The following is a 20,082-nucleotide window of genomic DNA, read 5'->3' as shown; positions in this document are numbered from 1 at the left end:
GTTTCGCTTTATTCAGCTGACGGCTTTTCCGTGGACAACTGTTGATACGCTTCCACAGCAGCCACCACTTCTTCGGGTGGAATGACGCCGTCTTTACCACGAATAACCGCACGCGAAACACCTTCAGCAACCGTGGCACCGCTGGGGTTGGTAAACCTGTGCCGCATGTAAAAGTACTTCTCGTCCCAATGCTCCATACTCATATTGCAACGATAACGCTGACCAAGCTTGAGTGACTTATAGTAGCTCATGTCATGGTAAGAGATGATGGGCATCCATTTTCGCCGAAGCATGATTCGAGCCAAGCCTGTGCGAATGAACAAGTCAATGCGGTTAAGATCGCAGACCGTCATGAACCGGCCATTGTTCATGTGGCCATTCACATCGATATCATTGAGTAAAACAATTCCCTCAAGGGTATTTTCAAGGGCATTCAGGCGCATCCAACCGCGTCGACGCTTCGTCGTCAGTAGTAGCCAGATCATTCGAAAATATAGATTCACTGTGTTGTCTCCATAAAACTGACTGTTCACGTAAAAATAGCCAGTGTTAATGAATCCAGTCTTCATAAACCAGCCCTGGTACATGGCTAAATTCACGCACGTTGTTGGTAACCAGGGTGCAAGTCGAGGCGATTGCATGCCCTGCAATGGCCGAGTCGTTTGAGCCAATAGGCGTGCCTGCTTTAGCTAACACCCGCGTTATCTCAACGGTTGCATCCACGGTTTGCTTATCCCAGGGCAATACGGCATCCAATCGCTTCACGAATTCATCAACAAGAGACTTGTGCTTAGCAGATGCTTTCTTACCGATTTGACCATAGCGCATTTCTGCATAGCGAATTTCGGCATAAGTCAGCGTCGATCCCACTATTCGATTCCCCTGCCCAACCTCAGTGGCTAGGCGACTGATAACCGATGCTCCTTGTTCGCACATAATGAATGAACAGATGCAGGTATCCAGCATATAGGTCGTCACAGATCGAACCTGCAGCCACCCAAGCTTGCATATGCAAGCACTGCTCCCCGACGCCTTTAGGCCGGAGCAGTTGCCGCCGTGCTAACTCGTTTCCCGTAGCACCAGCGCCACCGGCAACGATACGTGCCGGGGCGCTTCTCCCGCCCTTGCTTCTGCCAGTAGTGCCATGCTCGTCTCGGCTATCTCGGCAATATCCTGCCGTACGGTGGTGAGCCCAGTAGCGAGGGTGGGCAGGTCATCAAAGCCTGTCACCGCGACCTGAAAAGGCACTTCAATCCCGCGGTCTTCAAGCGCGGCCACACAGCCCAACGCTAGTTCGTCGGTGGCGCATACCAGCGCATCAAAAGGCAATGATTGAGTGCCCTCTTCGTCTAAATAGCGATTTAGATAGCGATAGCTGTTAAGGGAGTCTGACGCGAAGCGGTGCGGTAGGCTGATCAAGCGTTCAGCAAACCCAGCCTCTGCCAACGCCCGCCGGTAGCCCTCCAAACGGCTATGGGGACGCGGCACCTCTAGCTCGCCGCCCATAAACGCCAGCCGCCTGCGACCCTGGGTAATGAGGTGGTGGGTCATCTCATACAGCCCCTGCCGATCGTCCGGGGCGACGGAAAAGCCTTCCCCGGCATCACCTATGCGCACAAAAGGAATCGCAGCGGCCTTAAGCAGCGCTGGGCGCTCATCGCCTGGGGCTTCACCAAGCAAAATAGCTGCCCCGCGCGTTCGGGTAATTCAGCGGTTTGTTGGTGATTAAAGAACACCGGCACTATACCCTGCTGATGAAGGGCCACGGTAAGGTGCTGGTAGAGCAAGATATAGTAAGGGCGCAGCTCGATATCCTGACGGCCGAGAGAGATGCCTACCACCGCCGTTTTACCGCTTATTAGCTGACGAGCCGCGGCGCTGGGTTGGTAGGCCACTTCTTGGCTAATCGCCAAAATTTTCTCACGCAGGGCATCACTGAGCCCTGGCTTGCCGTTCAGGGCCCGGCTCACCGAGGCAATCGATACCTCGGCCCGCCGGGCAATTTCTCGGATGGTGGCCGTTTGGGCGCTTTGCTTGCTCTTTATCACCGAATCTCTCACCGGCTATTTCCCGCCCTATTTTTCACCTGGAATGCCTCCAGTGTGCCGAAAAACACCCGGCGTTGCGACGCTGATTACACTGCAACTTCCAGGCTGCGATCTTCCTGACTGGAGATAACGCAGGCATCAAGAACGGTTTGGATCGCCGCCCCGCGGGCAAAGTCCGGCTGGTCGTTTTGACCACTGCGGATGCTTTCAACAAAACGCTGATAGATACTGGGTGTTGGCGGTGCCTTCACTGTGCTCCAGCGCGCCGGGTGAACGTCATCGTCCAAACACACCTGCACGTCGTCTTTTGAGGCGTCTAAATCGACGCGAATAGCACCTTTATCGCCGTGTACACTCAGGGTTAACGAGTTGTGATGCCCGGTCGCCCAGCGGGTGGCTTGAATGGTGCCCTTGGCCCCATTGGCAAACGTCACTCGCATTAGCGCGGTGTCGTTGGCATCCAACAAATAGTCACCAATCCGGTTGTCTGGAGCTTTTTCAAAACAGGTCAGTTCGCAGTTAACGCGAGTAATATCGCCGACCGGAAAGCTGGCAAAATCAACAATGTGAACGCCCACATCGCCCAGTACACCTTTGCTGCCATGGGCTTCCGAGAGCCGCCATAGCCACTGGCTCTCCTGATCCCAGCGCCCCCACTCATTGCTGACCAGCCAACTTTGCCGGTAGCTGGCATCTACGTGGCGAACTTGACCAATCGCCCCAGCGGTAATCAGCGCACGAGCATGCTGAATGGCCGGGGCATCGCGATAGCTAAAATTGACCATATTGATGACCTTGGCGGCCTGCGCCGCTTGGGCCATTTCATGCGCATCATCCGCATTCGTCGCCAGCGGCTTTTCGCACAGAATGTGCTTACCTGCGGTGATCGCGGCCAGTGACGTGCGCTTATGAACACCATCCGGCGTGACGTTGCTAACGGCTTGGATATCCTCCCGCGCCAGCATAGCTTCCAGGTCGTCATACGCATCGGCGATACCAAAACGGCCAGCAAAGTCGCGGGCCTTGGCCAGCTCCATATCGCACACCGCCACTACTTCCACCCCCTCGATCCGGCTAAAGTGCTTGGCGTGTTCCCCCGCCATACTGCCAGCGCCAATTATCGCTAAACGGATCATTTGAAGCCCTCCTCGCCAGGTTTATGCAGCCCTTCGCCTTTGATTTCCACCGGGTTGGGGGCCTGGTCGGCAGGAACATTGGGGCAGCTATCGATCCAGCGGGAGCCTTCCGGGCGCGCCCATTTCACAGCGTTCTTCAGCACGGTTTTTACCTGTTCGTTGTAATAGATCGGATAGGTTTCGTGACCTGGGCGGAAGTAGAAAATCTTGCCGTTGCCGCGCTTGTAGGTCAGCCCTGAACGGAATACCTCACCACCCTCAAAGGCGCTGATAAAAATCACTTCATCGGGGTTTGGCACCGCAAATGGCTCACCGTACATTTCAGTATGCGGCAGTTCGATATAGTCGCCCAGGCCCTGAACGATAGGGTGACCAGGGTTAACGACCCACAGCCGCTCGCGCTCTCCCGCTTCCCGCCACTTAAGTGAGCAGGTCGTGCCCATCAGGCGTTTGAAGATTTTTGCGTAGTGCCCAGAATGCAGCACAATTAGCCCCATCCCCTGCAACACGCGGCCTGCACGCGGTCGACAGTTTCCTCCAACACATCGCCATGGGCAGCGTGGCCCCACCACAGCAGCACGTCGGTATTTTCTAGGATCTCTTCACTTAGCCCCTGTTCAGTGTCTTGCAGAGTGACCGCACGGGCATCGAGCCCTTCAGCTTCGTTTAACCCTTTGGCGATGCAGTTATGCATACCTTCTGGATAAATTCGCGCCACGACTTCATTGGTTTGTTCGTGGACGTTTTCACCCCAAACGGTAACGTTAATGGTCATCTATTCTCCTTAGCCGTAGCTGGTTAACAGCACAAAAGCAGCTTAAAAGTGCTGCATAACCCACAAAGTAAACGTTTACCCCGTCGACGTAAACGTTTACTCGCGTGCAACTTTAGTCGCTATCCCGTTTATAGTGCCTAGACCATCATCATTGGCATCGCGACGAAGTTATCCGTATTCTGAAACGCAACCTCGCGCTTTAGCGTGACTCACGATGCGTGTTTAATGATTTGCTTCTAACAACAGGCTGTTTCTAAAAACAGGAGAACGCCATGGCTGGTTTACTACCCAACGTCGACCCCGACGGCTTGCTTGAATACTCGGTGGTCTACACAGACCGTTCGCTGAATCACATGTCACAGCAGTTTCAAGGTGTGATGCGGGATATTTCAGCCACGCTGAAAGAGGTGTACAACGCCCAAGCGGCCGTTATCGTGCCCGGTAGCGGCACCTTTGGCATGGAAGCGGTGGCGCGCCAGTTTGCCGTTGACCAGAAAACCTTGGTTATTCGTAACGGCTGGTTCAGCTACCGCTGGACGCAAATTATTGAGATGGGTCGCTTAACCGATCAGCACACGGTGCTTAAAGCACGGCGTCTAAAGGCCGATGAGCTTCGCTCGCCTTTTCAGCCAGTGCCCATTGAGGAGGCCGTCGCGCAGATTCGTAGCGAAAAACCTGCCGTCGTGTTCGCCCCGCAAGTCGAAACCTCTGCGGGCTTGCTACTTCCAGATGACTATATTCAAGCGCTCGCCGAAGCCACTCACGAGGTAGGTGGCCTGTTTGTACTGGATGCCATTGCCGCGGGCACTCTGTGGGTGGATATGCAGGCACTCGGCATTGATGTGGTGGTAAGCGCGCCGCAAAAGGGGGAGCGGTTCGCCCTGCTGCGCCATGGTAATGCTCTCAGAACGTGCCACGCAACGCTTGAGTGAGACCCAGAGCAACAGCTTTGCCTGCGATTTGGGCAAGTGGCACAGCATTATGCAGGCCTATGAAAATGGCGGGCACGCCTACCACGCCACCATGCCTACCGATGCACTGCGGCAATTACGGGACATTATGCAGGAAACCCGCGCTTACGGCTTTGCCAAGGTAAAAGAGGAGCAGCAGGCGATTGGCCGGGAAGTCCGCGCCATGCTTAAACGCCACGGTTTTGTGAGCGTTGCTGCGGAAGGTTTTGAAGCCCCAGGCGTAGTGGTGTGCTATAGCGACGATAGTGGCTTAGTGGGCAAACTTGCCCAGGCGGGCGTGCAAGTGGCGGGCGGCGTACCGCTAATGTGCGATGAAGGTGATAACTTCCAAACCTTCCGCATCGGTCTATTTGGCCTCGATAAGCTGCACCACACAGAGCGCAGCGTGAACAGCTTAGAGCAGGCGATTAAAGCAGTGGTGTAAGGTAAAGAAAGCAGAGCCCGCTATTTTAATAGCGGGCTTTAGGTCACATATAGCCCACGCCCCGCGGCATCATGCCCAGATGATTTTCGACTTGGGTAACCCCTGGCACGTTTTCCGCAGCAACGGTTACCGCCTGCTTCTGTTCAAGGGATTCGACCAGCCCCCATACCTCCACAGCGCCGCCATCCACAATCACGCTAATACCTTCAACTTGTACGCCGGTATTATTCTCAACTTCTTTGAGAATAGCCTCACGAATTTGGCGATCATCCGTGGGCGACTGGGTTGGCGCCACTGCGGCATTGGCGATACCCTGGAGCAAGTTAGCACGGCTAACAATACCCACTAACTTGCCATCACGTAGCACAGGCACCCGCTTGATATGATTTTTCCAGCATTCGCGCAATGGTATGCAGCGGCGTGTTCTCTTCCACGGTCATTGGATTCGGGGTCATGACCTCGTGGGCTTTACGACCATGGGACTTAACATAGTCGCCAGCATCCTTGCCGCCGGTAAACAGCGATAACCACCAGGAGTGTCCATGATCACTGTCACTTTTTACCCGGCGCATTAAATCACCTTCGCTGACAATGCCAATCACCCGCCGCTCACTATCTACGACAGGCACCGCACTAATACGGTGCTTGAGCAGCAGTTGCGCAATTTCACGTACTTCGGCGTCAGGCCCCACACTCACCACTTTGGGCGTCATAATATCGATAGCTTGCATTGTACTCCTCCTTGAGCTCAACCTTTAAAGACTGAGCCGCAGATGCAGATTATCCTGCTTGTTCTTTGAGCCTAGCTCGCTGCTGAAGATTTGCCCATGCTGGCTAGCGATCTCAAAGAACGCATTGAGGCTGCGTTGACCTGGCGCAGTTTATTGGCACTTTTGTTATTCGCTTTCCTTCACCACGCTGCTCTCTTCGACTTTCTCGACATCGACAATGCCCGAGCGGCTAACGACAACCTTCCAGCGGGCCAAGTAAGGGCTATCCTCACTGCCCGTCTCCCGAACCACTAAGTTAAACAGATGACGGCGCTCGACGCCCTCGCGAACTGCTTGGCCATCTTTTAAACGGTAGATGTGATGCTTGCCCTTACTCATTAGTCGCGTAAGCATGGAGATATCCAGATTGAGCGTTTCGCGGGTATGCTCGTAGCCGCTCAAAAAGCGCGTAGGCGACATACGTGAGCTTGAACGATAGTGCAGCACCACTTCTTCACGCTGGGCTACCGTACGGCGGCGCATCTGCTTGATATCATCGCCCAGCGATGCGTAGCGCTTGTAGTCAAACCACTCCAACTGGCGGCCCACCACGGCGTTGCGCGTGGGGTCTAAATACTGGCGCCGCCACTTGGGACGGCCTTTACGCAGCCAGCGCCACAGGGTATTGCGCAAATCATCCTTAAACACTTCGCGCAGGGCGTAGAGCAGCGCCATGGCTAATACGAACAGCGCGGTGATATCTCCCAGAGCATTACGCAACTGCAGCACGCCTAACGATACAAAGGCCATTACCACGGCGGTGGCAAGCGCTTTGACCGCTTTTTGCTCGCCGCCACCCAGCTCCAATGCCTCTTGTTTCAGGGTAATCGGGTGCTCAATCAGGCGCCGCAACAAGCGCATTTTATTCGACATCCGCGTGGGATCAGCCATCACGCGCTCGGCGTTGTACTGCTGTTCGCGGCGATACTCGCCCTCCCGGTGACACACGCTAATAAAACGTCGGCGAATATCGGTAAACTCTCCGCCGCGGGGCATGTGTGCCACCAGCGCCAGCAGCTGTTGTTCGGTAAACCAGGAGAGGTAGTTATCGATATTGGCAAAGTACTTATATAGACTTTCGTCATCAGGCTGGTGGCGACGCAGCCGCTTGAGAATACCATCGCTCAAGTCGATCATCTCATGCAGTTGGTCACGTAGGGCAACGGCACTCTCTTGCACCTCACTGTTCTCTTCGCGCTCCTCTTGGCGAGCATGGCGCAGCTTATTGGCATTCACCAACATTGCTCGAGTAGTGCGCTCCATCGCTTCCACGTATTGATAGGCGTAGAGACTCAAGCTCAACCGATACGAGTCGCTGCCGAGCCGATTACGGCTGGCCAGCCGACTGTGCACCAGCGGTAAGAGATACTCGTCACTGTAGTAGGTGCGCGAGACATTGATAGCGGCATGATAAAAGGCTTCTTCTGAGATAAGCTGGGTGCTTAATCCCAAATCGCCAGGCACAAAAAGATAGACGTCGAGGTTATGCGATGTCTCTTCCTTGAGCCGCCGGGTAAGACGCAGCTGAAAGCTGTTTTTACGCTCAACGTTGATCAACTCATCAATCTCCTACTCCTTTGCCTAACGCGATGATATACCATGGCTAACTTGATCATGGCGCTACCTAAAGCCACCCCTCTGCTCACCTCTTCACCTATGGAGCTAGGAAATGTCCATTGCCCGTTTTTCACCCTTTGAGCTGCTGCTATTAAAGAGCCGCAGCCAAGTGGATACGGCAACCCTGCTGCTGTTGGCCTGGGTGCTGGTGCACCGTCAACATGTTTCAGAGGGGCAGCGGCGCCGCCGCCTGGCTCAGGTGACCGCACAGTTTCGCCACGGGCATGAGCTGGGGCCAGTAATGAGTATTGCCCGTAGCCAAGACTTGCAAGCGATCCAACTAGCTGCCGAGGTGGTTCGCAAAGAATGCGGCACAGAACGCAGCCTGAGCGTTATTCATCAAGCGATTACCGTCGCCACTGACGACGGCGAGCTGTCCCTGGCCAACCACTATATTTTGCGTTTTTTGGCCGACCTGCTAAGTATCGCACCAATGACCTTGAATACTCTGTTTAAAGAGCTCACCGGCACACCCCTTGCCACACCCGAAGACCCCAGCCGTGATGCTTACTGGCAGGCACACGACCCAGATTATCATGCCCGAAAAGCACGCGAAGCCGAGGCCGCTGAGCAGTACCAAACAGGCCAATGCTCGGGCCGAACAGCAGCAACAACAGAAAGAGCGACGCCACCAGCAAAAGCAACAAAAACAGCAGGAGAAACAGCAACGCCAGGAGCAGGCTCGCCAAGCCCGCGAACAGGAACAGCAGCGCCAGCGTGAACAGACGCGCCAACAGGAGCAGGAACGGCAACGGCAACAACAGCAGCGCGAACAGGCCGAGCGCGAACGGCGCCGCTCTCGCCAGCAAGATTCTCGTCACCAGCATCGCCAACAAGAGCATCGCCAGCAGCGCGCCTCACCGCCGCCCGATCGCACCACGCGGGCGCTTTCGGTGCTGGGACTTACCCCAGGTGCCACCCGGGTAGAGGTTCGCCACGCCTATCGGCGGATGGCGCAGCTCCACCATCCAGACCGCTTCTATTCGGAAAGTGAACAACAGGTCGCCTTGGCCTCAGCGCGGTTTCAGCGTATTAAAAACGCCTATGATTATTTGATGCAAACTTACTAAGACCATGTAACGCTAGACGTTTCGCAGGATGCACTGGCCCATGAGAATAAATTGACCCTATGCGCGATTTGTACCAGCGCCTCGCGGTTTCCCCCGAGGCCAACGAACAAGAAATCAGCCAAGCCGTGGCTAGCTGCCAGCATAGCGCGCTACGCCAGGATGCCGAGGCGGTGTTCGCGGTTGCCGAACGCCGCGAAACCTACGATACGCTGCACGACACCGTCAGCGATATCGGAAAGCTACGAGCGCGCCTGGGGCTCAGCCACGGCGCCCACTGGCAGGGCGATGTCGCCAACGACTTTTCGCTGCCGCCGGATCACGCCATTTCCCGTCACGACGAACTGGTCGACCGCGTTAGCCACGCGGTCTCGTTGTACAACCGTTGGCGCCGCTGGCGGGGCCCGTGGCTACTCATCGCCGTGTTCGCCACCGGGGCTGGCATAGGAATCGCTCTGGGGCTTGCCCTGTGCCTGGGGCTTTTGCCGATGTGACGCAGCACGATTATTCGTATTATCGTGCCTGCGTGCCTGTTCATCCTGGCGAATCTCAGCTTTTGTCGGACGCGGCGCGGGCTTCGGAGGTGTTGGTTTCTTATGCTCCTGTGGGTTGAAGTCACTTGCTTGCGTCGCGCTATGCTTGCCTTGTTCACTCTCAGGCGAAGTGTTTTCTTGCCCGGCTTGTTCTTGCGAGCCCTCTTCTAAAGAGAATGAAGTACCCGCGGTCGCCTCCATGCGGTCTTCAGCGCGTGCTTCCATACTGACACTAAGACGCGGCACGCCCAGGTCAATCTCTTGAGCTTCCATACGCTGCTTCAGCAACAGGTTAAACGCCCGCGAGACATCCCACTGCATCTCCGGCGCGGTGCGAAAGCGCATGCGTAAAATGGGGCAGCCATCTTCAAAGCCCTGAACGCCCTGCATCTCCAGCGGCGACCAGATGTAGTGGCGCATCATCGGATCACGGCGCAGCTCCTGGGCAGTCTCCTGCATCAGCGTAATCGCATCGTCGATTTTCATATCAAACGGAATGCGTATTCGCATCAGCGCGATGCCGAACTGGCGGGACATGTTATGAATCGACTCAATGCGGCTAAAGGTGATGATGTGCACAATGCCATCCAAATCGCGTAGCCGCACAGTGCGCAGCGTCAGCCCTCGACCGTGCCCATATGGTTATTGATCTGCACGAAGTCATCGACCGCTAACGAATCTTCGATCAAGATAAAAATACCGGTAATCAAATCCTGCACTAACGTTTGCGCACCAAAACCGATCGCCAGACCGATCACACCAGCACCCGCCAGCAGCGGTGTGACGTTGACACCCAAATTAGCCAACCCGGCGATAACGGCAATAATCAGAATGGTTACAAAGATGACGTTGCGGATCATCGGCGTGATGGTTTGCGCCCGGGCCTGATTGACCCGCCGCCCACGTGAACGGGCTGACGATGTTAGCGCTCGCTGAATGGCGGTATCGGCAAATATCCATACCAGCCATGCAAGCAACACCGTGGCCCCCAAGCTAACCAGCGCTTGGCCAATCCGCGCGCTGGCCACGGCTTGTTGGCCCAAACCGAAGAACGAACTGCCCCACACCTGCATTGAGAGTTCGGCAAACACCATCCACGAGCAGATGTGCGCCAACACGAAGCCGAAGCGCTCTAAACGTTTACGATACTGGCTATAACGGCGGCGGTGGCGACGCTTACCCATCCGTTCCGCTTGGCGGCGCAGCAACCCGGTGACTACCAGTGTCAGTACCAGCAGGCTGGCGGAAATAATCGAGCGCGCCAGAGCAGTGCCCACATCGCCCACGGTGATAAAAATCGCCAGCAGCGAACCACTCACCAGCAGCAGCGCGGGTATGTGCCATAGCCCCCCAGGGAGCGAATCATTTCGACCGCGGTGCTGGCGTCACGCCGCTGCTTGAAGGGCCGGTTGCAAATCAGGTGGCGCACGGGGCGCTTAAACTTGAGAATAAACCGCGCTGCAAGCAACGCCGCGAGCATATTGGAAAGCACAGAGGCTAGGCTCGACAGCTCGCTACCCAGCATTTCAACGAGACGAGTGGAGTTGACCGCGTCGCCAAGCGCAATCAAAGCACCAATCACAAACAGCCCGCGCAGCGCACGCTGTTGAAGCAGTTGAACCGCAGTAAAACGATGGCCACGGCTAAAGAACGCGATGACTGTTTCAAACACCACCGATAGCGCCCTGCCACACAGGCAGATATAGGCCACTACCAATACTAGCGTACGCCCAGGGCTATCGGGCAGCACCTGGCCAATCCCCAAGGTAATGGCAAACGACAGTGCCCAGGGCAGCATGCGACGCAAAAAGTGCACTGCCATCAGCCAGCCCTTGGGATCCCGAGGCAGATCCAACGGCCACTCACGCCGGGTAGCGATCATGCGCCCAAAGGCAATCATCAGCACCAACAGTACGCCCCAAACCAAGGCCAGCACCGCCCCTTCGGCAATCGCTCGAATCGCCTCCCCTGGTCGGCATCATCGTTAAGCGCGCGCAAATCATCTACGCCCTGAACCAGCTGGCGTGACCACTGATCAACTGGCGAATCCCCCGCCTGGGCCTGATCACCCAGGTCACTTAAGGTATCGGCGAGAGCACCCAGTAATCCTTGGCGTACTACGCCCTCATCTGCGCTGGCAGCGTCTGCGGTTACTTGCAATTCGCGTAGCGATTTAAGCAACTCTGTGCGCCGCTCTTCGTTTTCAAGCATGGTGATGACGTCAGTGAGCGACTTCTGAAATTCTTCACCGCTAACGTCAGCGCTTTCCTCTTCGGAACCGCTGCTCAGGCCGGGCAGCGACACCGTTTGCGCCTGGGCCTGAGTGATTGCCATGCTCGTCATTGCTAGGCTTGCCAATACAAACAAGACAAAACCTATTAACGAATTGATTAACCAGTGCTGTCGCACGCCTTACTCCTGAAAATTAGCTTAGATGGCGTCCTGCTTATCATTTGCCGCCGCTATGGCCCGTCATACGCTCAGTCTCAACGCGTGACTATGATAGGCTGAAGACTTAAACGTTCACCTCAAGGACGCCGAGATGACGCTACAAGCTCCACCTAATCGCTTAAACAGCCAGGGGAAAATCCGGCACGTTGGCATTGAAATCGAGTTCGCTGGCCTGCCGCCCCGAGACACGGCGATGATCGTACGTGAACTGTTTGGCGGGGAGCTTAACGTGGTAAGCCCCCATCGGCTACTCGTTGAGGATACCCGCTGGGGCGAATTTGGTATCGAGCTCGACACCCAATACGCGCATCCCGACAAATCGCTGGCCGACGACCCTCACCCAGAAGATAGCGAGTGGCGCGCCATCAGCATCAACGCCGGGTCGAGTTCCATCACAAAACCCGCGAGCTGATTGGCGACATGGTCACAGGCCTGGTGCCTACCGAAATCGTTTGCCCACCGATACCTTGGAATGAGCTGGAAGATTTAGACGCGCTGTTCGAGGCACTACGAGCACATGGCGCTAAAGGCACCGATGCCAGCCTGCTGTATGGGTTTGGCTTACACCTAAACCCTGAAGCGGAGCGTTTCGACGTTGACTACTTGCTAGCCATGCTGCGTGCGTACCTGCTGCTGGCTGGCTGGCTGCGCGACGAAATTAAAGTCGATATTACCCGTGAGATGCTGCCCCACGCGAATCCATTTCACAAAGCCTATGCGTTAAAAATACTGGATAGCCGCTATTCGCCTGATCTCGACACGCTGATTGACGACTACTTGCACCATAATCCACGCGCAATCGCGAGCTGGATATGCTGCCGCTATTTGCCTACCTACGCCCCGATCACTCTCATGAATTGCTGCATACGCAGCTTACCAAGCCGCGCCCCACCTTTCACTACCGCTTACCCAACGCTCAGCTTTCCCAGCCGGGGTGGGGCTCAGTGACCGAGTGGAATCGCTGGGTGGAAGTTGAGAAACTTGCCGCTAATTCTGAGGTGTTCTCGCTCGCTGCGCTGAGTATATCGCCGACCATAACCGACCGATGCTGACCCGCATAAAAGAAAAACTAGTTCGTTTGCTTCGCCGCGAACACTGATTGTGTTGTAGAGCCCAGCTATATAAAACCCGTTTAGCATTCTTTATTTCCTGTCACAGTGAGTAACTATCCACATGACTCGGCCGCTTATCGGAATTACTACCTCTGACCAAAAAAGCCACTTAGCGTGGTGGTTTGATTGGTTCGCCGTCTGGCGGCATGGCGGCAAACCATTGCGGTTATCGCCTTCACGCCCGCAGCCGGAAAGCCTGGACGGCTTGATCATTGGTGGCGGCGACGATATTCAGGCCCACCTCTACGGCGGAGAAGTACAATTAGATGTTCGTTAGACCCTGCAAGGGATGAACTGGAGCTAGCCCTGCTTGAACGTTTTATTCCGCTGCATACACCGGTGCTGGGTATTTGCCGAGGGGCACAATTAATCAACGTGCATCTTGGTGGCACACTGGATCCTGATATCTACACCACCCACGAAGGGCTAAAACGACGACGCACCGTTCTGCCGCGCAAAACCGTTGATATCGTGGGGGCAAGTAAGTTGCACCGCCTGCTAGGGGTTACCTGGTGTCGGGTTAACAGCCTGCATCATCAAGCCGTCTACCAGGCAGGCAGAGGAATTGAAATCGTTGCACGCGACCGGGATGGCTTGGTGCAGGGCATTGAGTCACCGGAGCACGACTTTTTGATTGGCGTGCAGTGGCACCCGGAGTGGCTGATTTTCAATCGCCCCCAGCAGCGCTTGATTCGCGCGCTGGTGAGGGCGTCAGAGCGGCATGCTACACGGCATACGAGCTAGCTCAGCACCGCCAAGGCAGCATCATAATCAGGCTCGTTCTTCAACTCGCTCACCAGCTCGCTGTGCAGCACTCGGTTATCGGTATCCAGTACGACGACTGCACGGGCGCAAAGGCCTTCCATGGAGTTGTTGCACAGTGCTACGCCCCAGGCTTCGCGAAACTCGGGGTGGCGGAAAGTAGACAGCGTTTCGACGTTATCCAATCCTTCCGCGCCACAAAAGCGTTTGGCTGCAAAGGGTAAATCCGCTGAGACGACCAATACCACGGTGTCGGCAAGGTTAGACGCCAGCTCGTTAAAGTGACGCGTGGACATGGCACAAGTGGGCGTATCCACACTGGGGATGATATTGAGCACTTTACGCTTTCCTGCGTACGTATCGAGCGTAACGTCTTGCAGATCGGTGTTGGTCAGCGTCATCGCCGGTGCCGCCTGCCCTTTTGCTGGCAATGTGCCAGCCACATCCAGTGGTTCGCCTGCGCGGGTAACCTGTTGCATTATTGTCTCCTTATGATGTTCATAATTAATGCGTTCTTACCATTTAAGCAGCCATGGTAGGCTATCTTCACGCCTTTGCGCTCTTCCTGAAAGGCCTTTGTTCAATGTTTGCGTTTCATCATACTGAGGGAGTGATATGGCCTGTGTATTGATCGTTAAAACCGGCGACGCTTTTCCGGAAGTCGTCGACCAGCACGGTGATTTTGAAACGCTATTTATAAAGCAGCTTAGCACCGCGCTGTCCGCGCATTTAGAACTACAGGTGTGGGATGCAACCCGCCAACCCAGTGCTCCTGAACTTAATACACTCGCGGGTATTGTGATTACAGGCTCGCACAGTATGGTCAGCGAGGCCGAACCCTGGAGCGAAGCACTGAAGCCGTGGCTGAAGGAGGCGCTGGCAAACGACATTCCCATGCTAGGCGTTTGCTATGGCCACCAGTTAATGGCCGCCGCTTTTGGTGGCGTGAGTGACTACCATCCGGCAGGCCGCGAATCCGGCACACGCACCGTGCGGCTCACTCAAGCAGGCCAACAAGACCCCCTGTTTAGCCAACTACCGGAGAGCTTTGCTGCCCACCTGACCCATGCCCAGTCGGTGATGCAGGCGCCCCAAGGTTGCACGGTGCTGGCCCATAACAGCCACGACGCCCACCAGGCGCTGCGCTACGGCCCGCGCCAGTGGAGCGTGCAGTTTCACCCGGAATTTACGGCACCGGTGATGCGCGCCTACCTTGAACGCCAACGCGCCGCCCTACGCGACCAAGGCGAAGAGCCCGACACCCTGCTGGCGAACATTACTGACTGCCAAGAGGCCTCCAGCCTACTGCGACGTTTTTTGGCGTTTGTATAGCCCTTAGCCATTGGCAATCAATGGCTACTTGCGCTGATCACGCCGTGAGGCCAGCCGATCCGCCAGACGCGTTGGCTCAGGTAGCTTGGTACGCCCTAAGCAGCGCAACACCCAGGTCAGTGAGGTTTCAAGAGTGATACGGTGCCCGGGCGACACATACACGGGTTTGACCTTGGTGCGGGAACGCAAAACGGCACCAATGGTCTCTTGCCCCGCGTAGAGCGGCACCCAGTCGCCGCGCTGCTCGCCCACCTCGGCGTGTTGGCCATATAGGCGTGACTTGGCAATACCGATGGTAGGTAGATCGAGCCATAGCCCTAGGTGAGCCGCCACGCCTAACCGGCGTGGGTGTGCAATCCCCTGGCCGTCGACCATCACCAGCTCAGGCATCACGCTGAGTTTTTCAAACGCGCCTAGCGCGGCAGGGATTTCTCGAAACGAAAGCAAGCCGGGGATGTACGGCATGCGGGTGGGCTCGCGATGAACTACCTGTTCCACCACGCTTAAATCGGGTGCGGTGGCAGGATCCCATTTCAATACCACCACCGCTGCCCGAGTGATTTCGCCGCCCTCTTCGAACCCAATATCCACCCCGGCGATATGCGTTATCGGCGCTAGGCGATCAGTAAGTTCCAATCGCCTCGCCAACTGCAACTGCAGCGCCATCGCTTCCTTGGGTGCCAGATTCCATTCGTGTAGTGGTGCGGACATGGTTTCCTCCTTGAAACGGTTAATGGTGAATAAGGTAGCAAAAAAACCGCCCTCGCACCAGTAACGGTACGAGGGCGTCGAGATCTTCTCAGTTGCCGCTTGGCGGCAGCTGATTAATCCTTACAGTGGTGAAGACTTAGGCGCGTTCGCGACGACGAACCGGCGCATCGCCTTCGTCACGACGACGGCGGGAGCGCGCTCAGCCGGTGCGCTGTCTTCGCTGATTTCCAACGGACGACCGGCCACACGGGCACGGGCCATCTTGGTCAGAATCGTCGAGGGCAAGCCGCTCGGCAGTTCGACCACAGAGAAAGCGTTGCGAATATCGATACGACCGATACGCGCGCCTTCAATGCCGCCTTCATTGGCGAGGGCACCGACTAGTTGGCCAGGCTTGACGCCATCTTTATGACCAACCGATACGCGGTAGCGCGTCATACCTTCAGTTGGCGCACCAGTGCGTTCGCGGCGTGCACCCGGCTTACCGCCAGACGCTCCATCACGCGAGGGCTTCTCTTTGCGCGGCGCCTGCAGGCGACCGATCGGCGCTTCCTCAGCACGCGCCATAGCGGCAAACGCACAAGTCAGCTCGACCGGGTCATGGCCTTCTTCGATCAGACGCTCAATCAGCGCACGCTGCTCTTCGGCGCCCTTCGTTAAGGAGGCGATAACACGCTGATAGAAGACGTCATCGCGATGGGCACGAATAGCGGCTTCATCAGGTAGCGGCATTTCGGTCATTTTCTGACCGGTTGCCTGCTCCATCCAGCCCACTTTGCGGCCTTCACGGAAGCCAGCAAAGGTAATCGCGATACCGCTACGGCCCGCACGACCGGTACGGCCAATACGGTGCGTATAAGCCTCTGCATCTTGAGGCAGATCGTAGTTGATAACGTGAGTGATACGCGACACGTCAAGACCACGGGCAGCTACATCGGTAGCGATCAGTACGTCGACTTTGCCACGCTTCAAGCGCGTAATAGTACGCTCACGCAGGCTCTGATCGAGATCACCCGACAAGCCTGCGGCGTTAACGCCACGTGCAGTCAGTTGCTCAACCAGCGTGGTACACGCAGCACGGGTACGCACAAAGACGATGGCCCCATCGACCGGCTCGACTTCAAGAATACGCGAAAGAGCTTCAAGCTTAGCGCCACCATCAACACGCACAATGCGCTGTTCGATGTTTTCGCCGGTCGTGGTGCCCGACTCAATCGCGACTTTCACTGGGTTAACCAAGTAACGGTTAACGATGCGTTCGATTTCAGTGGGCAGTGTCGCTGAGAAGAACACACGCTGAGCATCTTTCGGGGTATCGGCAACCACGCGTTTTACGTCGTCGATAAAGCCCATGCGCAACATTTCATCAGCTTCGTCCAGCACTAGGGCGGAGAGGCCATCAAGCTTCAGGCTACCGCGGTCCAGGTGGTCGATAATCCGGCCGGGGGTACCGACAACCACTTGCGCGCCACGCTTAAGGGCGCCCAGCTGTTCACGGTACTCTTGGCCACCACATAGGGTCGCAACTTCGAGACCTTTCAGGTTTTGGCCATATTTACTAAACGAGGCAGCTACTTGCTGAGCCAATTCGCGGGTTGGCGCCATAACCAACACTTGGGGCTCACGGCGAGTCAGCTCTAAACGTGACAGTAACGGTAATGCAAACGCTGCGGTTTTGCCGGTACCCGTCTGGGCCTGGCCCAGCATATCGCGGCCTTCAAGCAACGCAGGAATAGTTTGTGCCTGAATCGGCGAGGGAACGAGGTAGCCCTGTGATTCAACAGCAGACAGAACGGCAGGCAAAAGAGCCAGATCGCCGAAGCTCGGCGAGGCGACAGAAGTCGAGGTCATTAATCACACCTTGGTAGGCCGGCAAGTACCGGCAAAAAACATCATAAGCGTCTCTGACTCAGTCATCGCACAACGACATGAAGAATGGTCATTATCGATAACAGGCACCGCCGTAGCGGTCAAAGCCATCAGTGGAGTCGGAGACGCCGGTCGCACCTAGCATCCGGTTGGCAAACAACGCATTAGCGGGCCAACCGTTGTGGCGACCTTCTGCGCCGATTTCACCCGTTTGGTGAAATACTGGAGGCGCGCCATCTACACAGCAATGAACATCTAGCAATTGGCGAGATGTTCCCGCAAGCGACACTACAAATAACTATTAACATCTACCCATTAATAACTATGCAGTTAAACGCTTACCGTCGTGATGGAGGGGTCAACACATGCGAGGAGCGCGCATCCTACCATTGCATTTGGCGTCTGACCAGTACTTTTAACTTACACCACATTGAAACAAGGACTTGCGCTCATGCACATATGGTCTAACCTGAAAAAGTGCCTAATCAAGTTCACTATTCTCAAGGAGCGATGCAATGAACTGGGATCAAATTGAAGGCAAATGGAAAGAGATGAAGGGTAAGGCACGCTCAAGCTGGGGCGAGCTCACCGACGATGAGTTGGATCAGATCGGTGGTAAAAAGGATCAATTGGTAGGCAAGCTTCAGCAGAAGTACGGCCTAGAGCGCGAAGAAGCAGAGCGTCAAGCCGATGACTGGGCTGATAAGCAGTAATAGCATTATAAGCCCCCCTTTAATTACACCATTTCCGTTTTGGTAGGTCGGTTTTTTTTAGCAACACTATGTGTTGGTGGTTCTAGTTACGTTATCCCCCAATACACCTACAAGCACACCGATCTATTATCTATCGTAGCCACATGAGAGATGCTATGCGTAAGACAATCCTCACAACCCTTATCGGTACCGCCCTTATGGGCAGCGTTGCCATGAATGCTCACGCGCAGGATGAGCCCCAGGGCATGTATTCTGCCGACGACATTCTTGATGCAGAGGTCTATTTTGCCGGCGGTTCCGGTGAAGAGATTGGTGACGTCGATGACATCCTGTTGATGAAGAGATGCGCATTACCGCGATTGTGATCGAAAGCGGTTCAGTACTGGGCCTCGGCGGCCGCGAGATCGTTGTTGATACCGACTACTTCACCCTCGAAACCGAAACGGACGCCGATGGTGATACAGAACATCGCATTATGGTCGAAGCCAGCCAGGAAGAAGTCGAAGCCTTCCCGGCTTACAATAACGAGTGGTGGGAGCAGACTAAAGCCAACGCTCGCGATGCCTGGCAAACTACCCAAGAGGGCGCTGAAAGCGCTTGGCAGCGTACCCGTGAAGCGTTAGATATCGATGATAATGGCTAACGCTTCCCCATTGTTTTTAATAGCAACGTTTTTAATAGCAACGAAACGCTAGCAGTAGAATCTCAGCATTAGAAAAAGGGCTGCCCAACTGGGCGGCCCTTTTTGCTAGTTAGCGATACGCATCTATTTACGCCGCACGCCCTGCCCCGGTAAACGCTCCCGGTCGTGAGACCGTTCAAGGTCGAGTAGTGGCCCAGCAGGTACGATTCGCGTTGGGTTAATCATGTCGTGACTATAATAGTAGTGGCGTTTGATGTGATCCATATTGACGGTCTCCGCCACTCCCGGCCACTGATAGATTTCCCTCACGTAATTGGAAAGATTGGGATAATCTTCAATGCGCTTAAAATTGCATTTGAAGTGGCCATAGTAAACCGCGTCAAACCGGATCAGCGTGGTAAAGAGACGAATATCCGCCTCGGTTAACCACTCCCCCGCCAAGTAACGATGCTCGGCCAAGCGTGCTTCCATACGCTCTAGACCGTCAAACAACGCCTTCACGTGCTTCTCATAAACCGCCTGTTCGGTGGCAAAGCCTGATTTATAAACGCCGTTATTGATGTGGTCGTAAACATCGGCGTTTACGTCATCAATGACACCGCGCAGATCTTCTGGGTAAAAATCCAGGTCGTTGCCGGTCAATTCATCGAACGCACGGTTAAAAATACGTAGCAAGTCTGCAGACTCATTATTAACGATGGCGCTGCGCTGTTTGTCCCATAGCACGGGCACGGTGACACGCCCGGTATAGTGGGGGTCGGTCATGGTATACAGCTGGTGATGGTAGTCGACGCCGTTAACGGGGTCGACACTGGCACCTTCGTCCTGACGGTACGTCCAGCCTTGGTCGAGCATCAAGGGGCTAACATGGGACGTGCCGATCAACGGCTCTAGCCCTTTCAACTTACGCATAATCAGCGTGCGATGCGCCCAGGGGCAGGCTAGCGAGACATATAAATGATAACGCTCTTTTTCCGCTGGGTAGCAGTCACCGTCAGTCTCCGGATGGCTGCCCACCCAGTCGCGAAGCTGAGCGGACTCACGAACAAATTCGCCGCCGTGTTTTTTAGTGTCATACCACTGGTCTTGCCACTTGCCATTTACCAGTAATCCCATTGGGCGTCTCCTGAAAGTCATTAGAGGTGCTA

At 55.5% G+C, this 20,082-nt stretch carries 16 protein-coding genes and 7 pseudogenes; 9 read left to right on the top strand and 14 right to left on the bottom strand.

Annotated features, from left to right (window positions below; all coding sequences use genetic code 11):
* Positions 1–8: 8 nt before the first annotated feature.
* The 6 genes and pseudogenes from FDY98_RS05505 to FDY98_RS05485 form a co-directional block, all read right to left on the bottom strand.
* Positions 9–443 (bottom strand): acyl-CoA thioesterase, encoded by a 435-nt coding sequence (locus FDY98_RS05505; RefSeq protein WP_035538692.1) that lies wholly within the window; start codon positions 441–443, stop codon positions 9–11.
* Positions 444–549: 106 nt separating this feature from the next.
* Entirely contained in the window at positions 550–936 is a 387-nt protein-coding gene (locus FDY98_RS05500; protein WP_231500713.1) for a type II toxin-antitoxin system VapC family toxin, read from the bottom strand.
* Between the two features lie 123 nt (positions 937–1,059).
* On the bottom strand, positions 1,060–1,680 hold the full coding sequence (locus FDY98_RS27165; protein WP_340146776.1) for a LacI family DNA-binding transcriptional regulator: 621 nt from the start codon (positions 1,678–1,680) through the stop codon (positions 1,060–1,062).
* On the bottom strand, positions 1,608–2,060 hold the full coding sequence (locus FDY98_RS27160; RefSeq protein WP_340146775.1) for a LacI family DNA-binding transcriptional regulator: 453 nt from the start codon (positions 2,058–2,060) through the stop codon (positions 1,608–1,610). The genes FDY98_RS27165 and FDY98_RS27160 overlap by 73 nt, the downstream gene beginning before the upstream one ends.
* Positions 2,061–2,134: 74 nt before the next feature.
* Positions 2,135–3,184, bottom strand: a complete 1,050-nt coding sequence (locus FDY98_RS05490; protein WP_027959886.1) for a Gfo/Idh/MocA family protein — start codon at positions 3,182–3,184, stop codon at positions 2,135–2,137.
* Positions 3,181–3,959 (bottom strand): annotated as a pseudogene (locus FDY98_RS05485) (ThuA domain-containing protein). Before FDY98_RS05485 ends, FDY98_RS05490 begins: the two are co-directional and overlap by 4 nt.
* Positions 3,960–4,231: 272 nt before the next feature.
* Between FDY98_RS05485 and FDY98_RS05480 the strand changes: the two are divergent.
* Positions 4,232–5,354: pseudogene (locus FDY98_RS05480) on the top strand (aminotransferase class V-fold PLP-dependent enzyme).
* A gap of 43 nt (positions 5,355–5,397) precedes the next feature.
* On the opposite strand, the pseudogene FDY98_RS05475 reads toward FDY98_RS05480, so the two are convergent.
* A pseudogene (locus tag FDY98_RS05475) lies at positions 5,398–6,085 on the bottom strand (CBS domain-containing protein).
* A gap of 165 nt (positions 6,086–6,250) precedes the next feature.
* Positions 6,251–7,681: a hypothetical protein gene (locus tag FDY98_RS05470; RefSeq protein WP_027959890.1), complete on the bottom strand. Its 1,431-nt coding sequence runs from the start codon at positions 7,679–7,681 to the stop codon at positions 6,251–6,253.
* Positions 7,682–8,277: 596 nt separating this feature from the next.
* Here FDY98_RS05470 and FDY98_RS27155 point away from each other — a divergent pair.
* Together FDY98_RS27155 and FDY98_RS05460 are read left to right on the top strand one after the other, a co-directional pair.
* Positions 8,278–8,811 (top strand): J domain-containing protein, encoded by a 534-nt coding sequence (locus FDY98_RS27155; RefSeq protein ID WP_340146774.1) that lies wholly within the window; start codon positions 8,278–8,280, stop codon positions 8,809–8,811.
* Positions 8,812–8,870: 59 nt separating this feature from the next.
* Positions 8,871–9,302: a hypothetical protein gene (locus FDY98_RS05460; protein WP_022520651.1), complete on the top strand. Its 432-nt coding sequence runs from the start codon at positions 8,871–8,873 to the stop codon at positions 9,300–9,302.
* On the opposite strand, the pseudogene FDY98_RS05455 reads toward FDY98_RS05460, so the two are convergent.
* Positions 9,219–11,750: pseudogene (locus FDY98_RS05455) on the bottom strand (mechanosensitive ion channel domain-containing protein). The gene FDY98_RS05460 and the pseudogene FDY98_RS05455 overlap by 84 nt on opposite strands.
* A gap of 133 nt (positions 11,751–11,883) precedes the next feature.
* Between FDY98_RS05455 and FDY98_RS05450 the strand changes: the two are divergent.
* Both FDY98_RS05450 and FDY98_RS05445 read left to right on the top strand, forming a co-directional pair.
* Positions 11,884–12,891 (top strand): annotated as a pseudogene (locus tag FDY98_RS05450) (amidoligase family protein).
* 74 nt (positions 12,892–12,965) lie between these two features.
* Positions 12,966–13,648, top strand: a pseudogene (locus FDY98_RS05445) (gamma-glutamyl-gamma-aminobutyrate hydrolase family protein).
* Here FDY98_RS05445 and tpx read toward each other — a convergent pair.
* Positions 13,645–14,145 carry a thiol peroxidase gene (gene tpx, locus FDY98_RS05440; protein ID WP_022520654.1) on the bottom strand — a complete coding sequence of 167 codons (501 nt, stop codon included), beginning with the start codon at positions 14,143–14,145 and terminating at the stop codon, positions 13,645–13,647. The pseudogene FDY98_RS05445 and the gene tpx sit on opposite strands and share 4 nt — an antisense overlap.
* A 136-nt stretch (positions 14,146–14,281) precedes the next feature.
* Between tpx and FDY98_RS05435 the strand changes: the two genes are divergently transcribed.
* Positions 14,282–14,998: a glutamine amidotransferase gene (locus tag FDY98_RS05435; protein WP_027959895.1), complete on the top strand. Its 717-nt coding sequence runs from the start codon at positions 14,282–14,284 to the stop codon at positions 14,996–14,998.
* 24 nt (positions 14,999–15,022) lie between these two features.
* On the opposite strand, the gene nfi is transcribed toward FDY98_RS05435, so the two are convergent.
* From nfi to FDY98_RS05420, 3 genes and pseudogenes are all read right to left on the bottom strand, one after another.
* The gene (nfi, locus tag FDY98_RS05430; RefSeq protein WP_027959896.1) at positions 15,023–15,709 is read right to left on the bottom strand and encodes a deoxyribonuclease V; all 687 of its coding nucleotides are present in this window, start codon (positions 15,707–15,709) and stop codon (positions 15,023–15,025) included.
* Between the two features lie 136 nt (positions 15,710–15,845).
* Positions 15,846–17,560: pseudogene (locus tag FDY98_RS05425) on the bottom strand (DEAD/DEAH box helicase).
* Positions 17,561–17,651: 91 nt separating this feature from the next.
* The gene (locus FDY98_RS05420) at positions 17,652–17,840 is read right to left on the bottom strand and encodes a hypothetical protein (protein ID WP_039859330.1); all 189 of its coding nucleotides are present in this window, start codon (positions 17,838–17,840) and stop codon (positions 17,652–17,654) included.
* 253 nt (positions 17,841–18,093) lie between these two features.
* On the opposite strand from FDY98_RS05420, the gene FDY98_RS05415 reads away from it, so the two are divergent.
* The 3 genes from FDY98_RS05415 (at position 18,094) to FDY98_RS27145 (ending at position 18,934) form a co-directional block, all read left to right on the top strand.
* On the top strand, positions 18,094–18,291 hold the full coding sequence (locus FDY98_RS05415; RefSeq protein WP_027959898.1) for a CsbD family protein: 198 nt from the start codon (positions 18,094–18,096) through the stop codon (positions 18,289–18,291).
* Positions 18,292–18,446: 155 nt separating this feature from the next.
* A complete protein-coding gene (locus FDY98_RS27150; RefSeq protein WP_340146773.1) occupies positions 18,447–18,656 on the top strand; it encodes a hypothetical protein in 210 nt (69 codons plus the stop codon).
* Positions 18,635–18,934 carry a hypothetical protein gene (locus FDY98_RS27145; RefSeq protein ID WP_340146772.1) on the top strand — a complete coding sequence of 100 codons (300 nt, stop codon included), beginning with the start codon at positions 18,635–18,637 and terminating at the stop codon, positions 18,932–18,934. Before FDY98_RS27150 ends, FDY98_RS27145 begins: the two co-directional genes overlap by 22 nt.
* A 123-nt stretch (positions 18,935–19,057) precedes the next feature.
* Here the strand turns inward: FDY98_RS27145 and FDY98_RS05405 are convergent, their stop codons facing one another.
* Positions 19,058–20,050 (bottom strand): glutathione S-transferase family protein, encoded by a 993-nt coding sequence (locus FDY98_RS05405; RefSeq protein ID WP_027959900.1) that lies wholly within the window; start codon positions 20,048–20,050, stop codon positions 19,058–19,060.
* Between the last annotated feature and the right edge of the window lie 32 nt (positions 20,051–20,082).

This window comes from Halomonas sp. PA16-9 (genome assembly GCF_009728585.1).
Lineage (GTDB): Bacteria > Pseudomonadota > Gammaproteobacteria > Pseudomonadales > Halomonadaceae > Vreelandella > Vreelandella titanicae.
This window is presented reverse-complemented; position numbering and strand designations above follow the sequence as displayed.

Bases quoted from the DNA above. Each gene is read 5' to 3' on its own strand.
- FDY98_RS05505 (WP_035538692.1), bottom strand. From the start codon at position 443: ATGCGCCTGAATGCCCTTGAAAATACCCTTGAGGGAATTGTTTTACTC.
- FDY98_RS05500 (WP_231500713.1), bottom strand. From the start codon at position 936: ATGTGCGAACAAGGAGCATCGGTTATCAGTCGCCTAGCCACTGAGGTT.
- FDY98_RS05490 (WP_027959886.1), bottom strand. From the start codon at position 3,184: ATGATCCGTTTAGCGATAATTGGCGCTGGCAGTATGGCGGGGGAACAC.
- FDY98_RS27155 (WP_340146774.1), top strand. From the start codon at position 8,278: ATGCCCGAAAAGCACGCGAAGCCGAGGCCGCTGAGCAGTACCAAACAG.
- FDY98_RS05460 (WP_022520651.1), top strand. From the start codon at position 8,871: ATGCGCGATTTGTACCAGCGCCTCGCGGTTTCCCCCGAGGCCAACGAA.
- tpx (WP_022520654.1), bottom strand. From the start codon at position 14,145: ATGCAACAGGTTACCCGCGCAGGCGAACCACTGGATGTGGCTGGCACA.
- FDY98_RS05435 (WP_027959895.1), top strand. From the start codon at position 14,282: ATGGCCTGTGTATTGATCGTTAAAACCGGCGACGCTTTTCCGGAAGTC.
- nfi (WP_027959896.1), bottom strand. From the start codon at position 15,709: ATGTCCGCACCACTACACGAATGGAATCTGGCACCCAAGGAAGCGATG.
- FDY98_RS05415 (WP_027959898.1), top strand. From the start codon at position 18,094: ATGAACTGGGATCAAATTGAAGGCAAATGGAAAGAGATGAAGGGTAAG.
- FDY98_RS27150 (WP_340146773.1), top strand. From the start codon at position 18,447: ATGCGTAAGACAATCCTCACAACCCTTATCGGTACCGCCCTTATGGGC.
- FDY98_RS27145 (WP_340146772.1), top strand. From the start codon at position 18,635: ATGCGCATTACCGCGATTGTGATCGAAAGCGGTTCAGTACTGGGCCTC.
- FDY98_RS05405 (WP_027959900.1), bottom strand. From the start codon at position 20,050: ATGGGATTACTGGTAAATGGCAAGTGGCAAGACCAGTGGTATGACACT.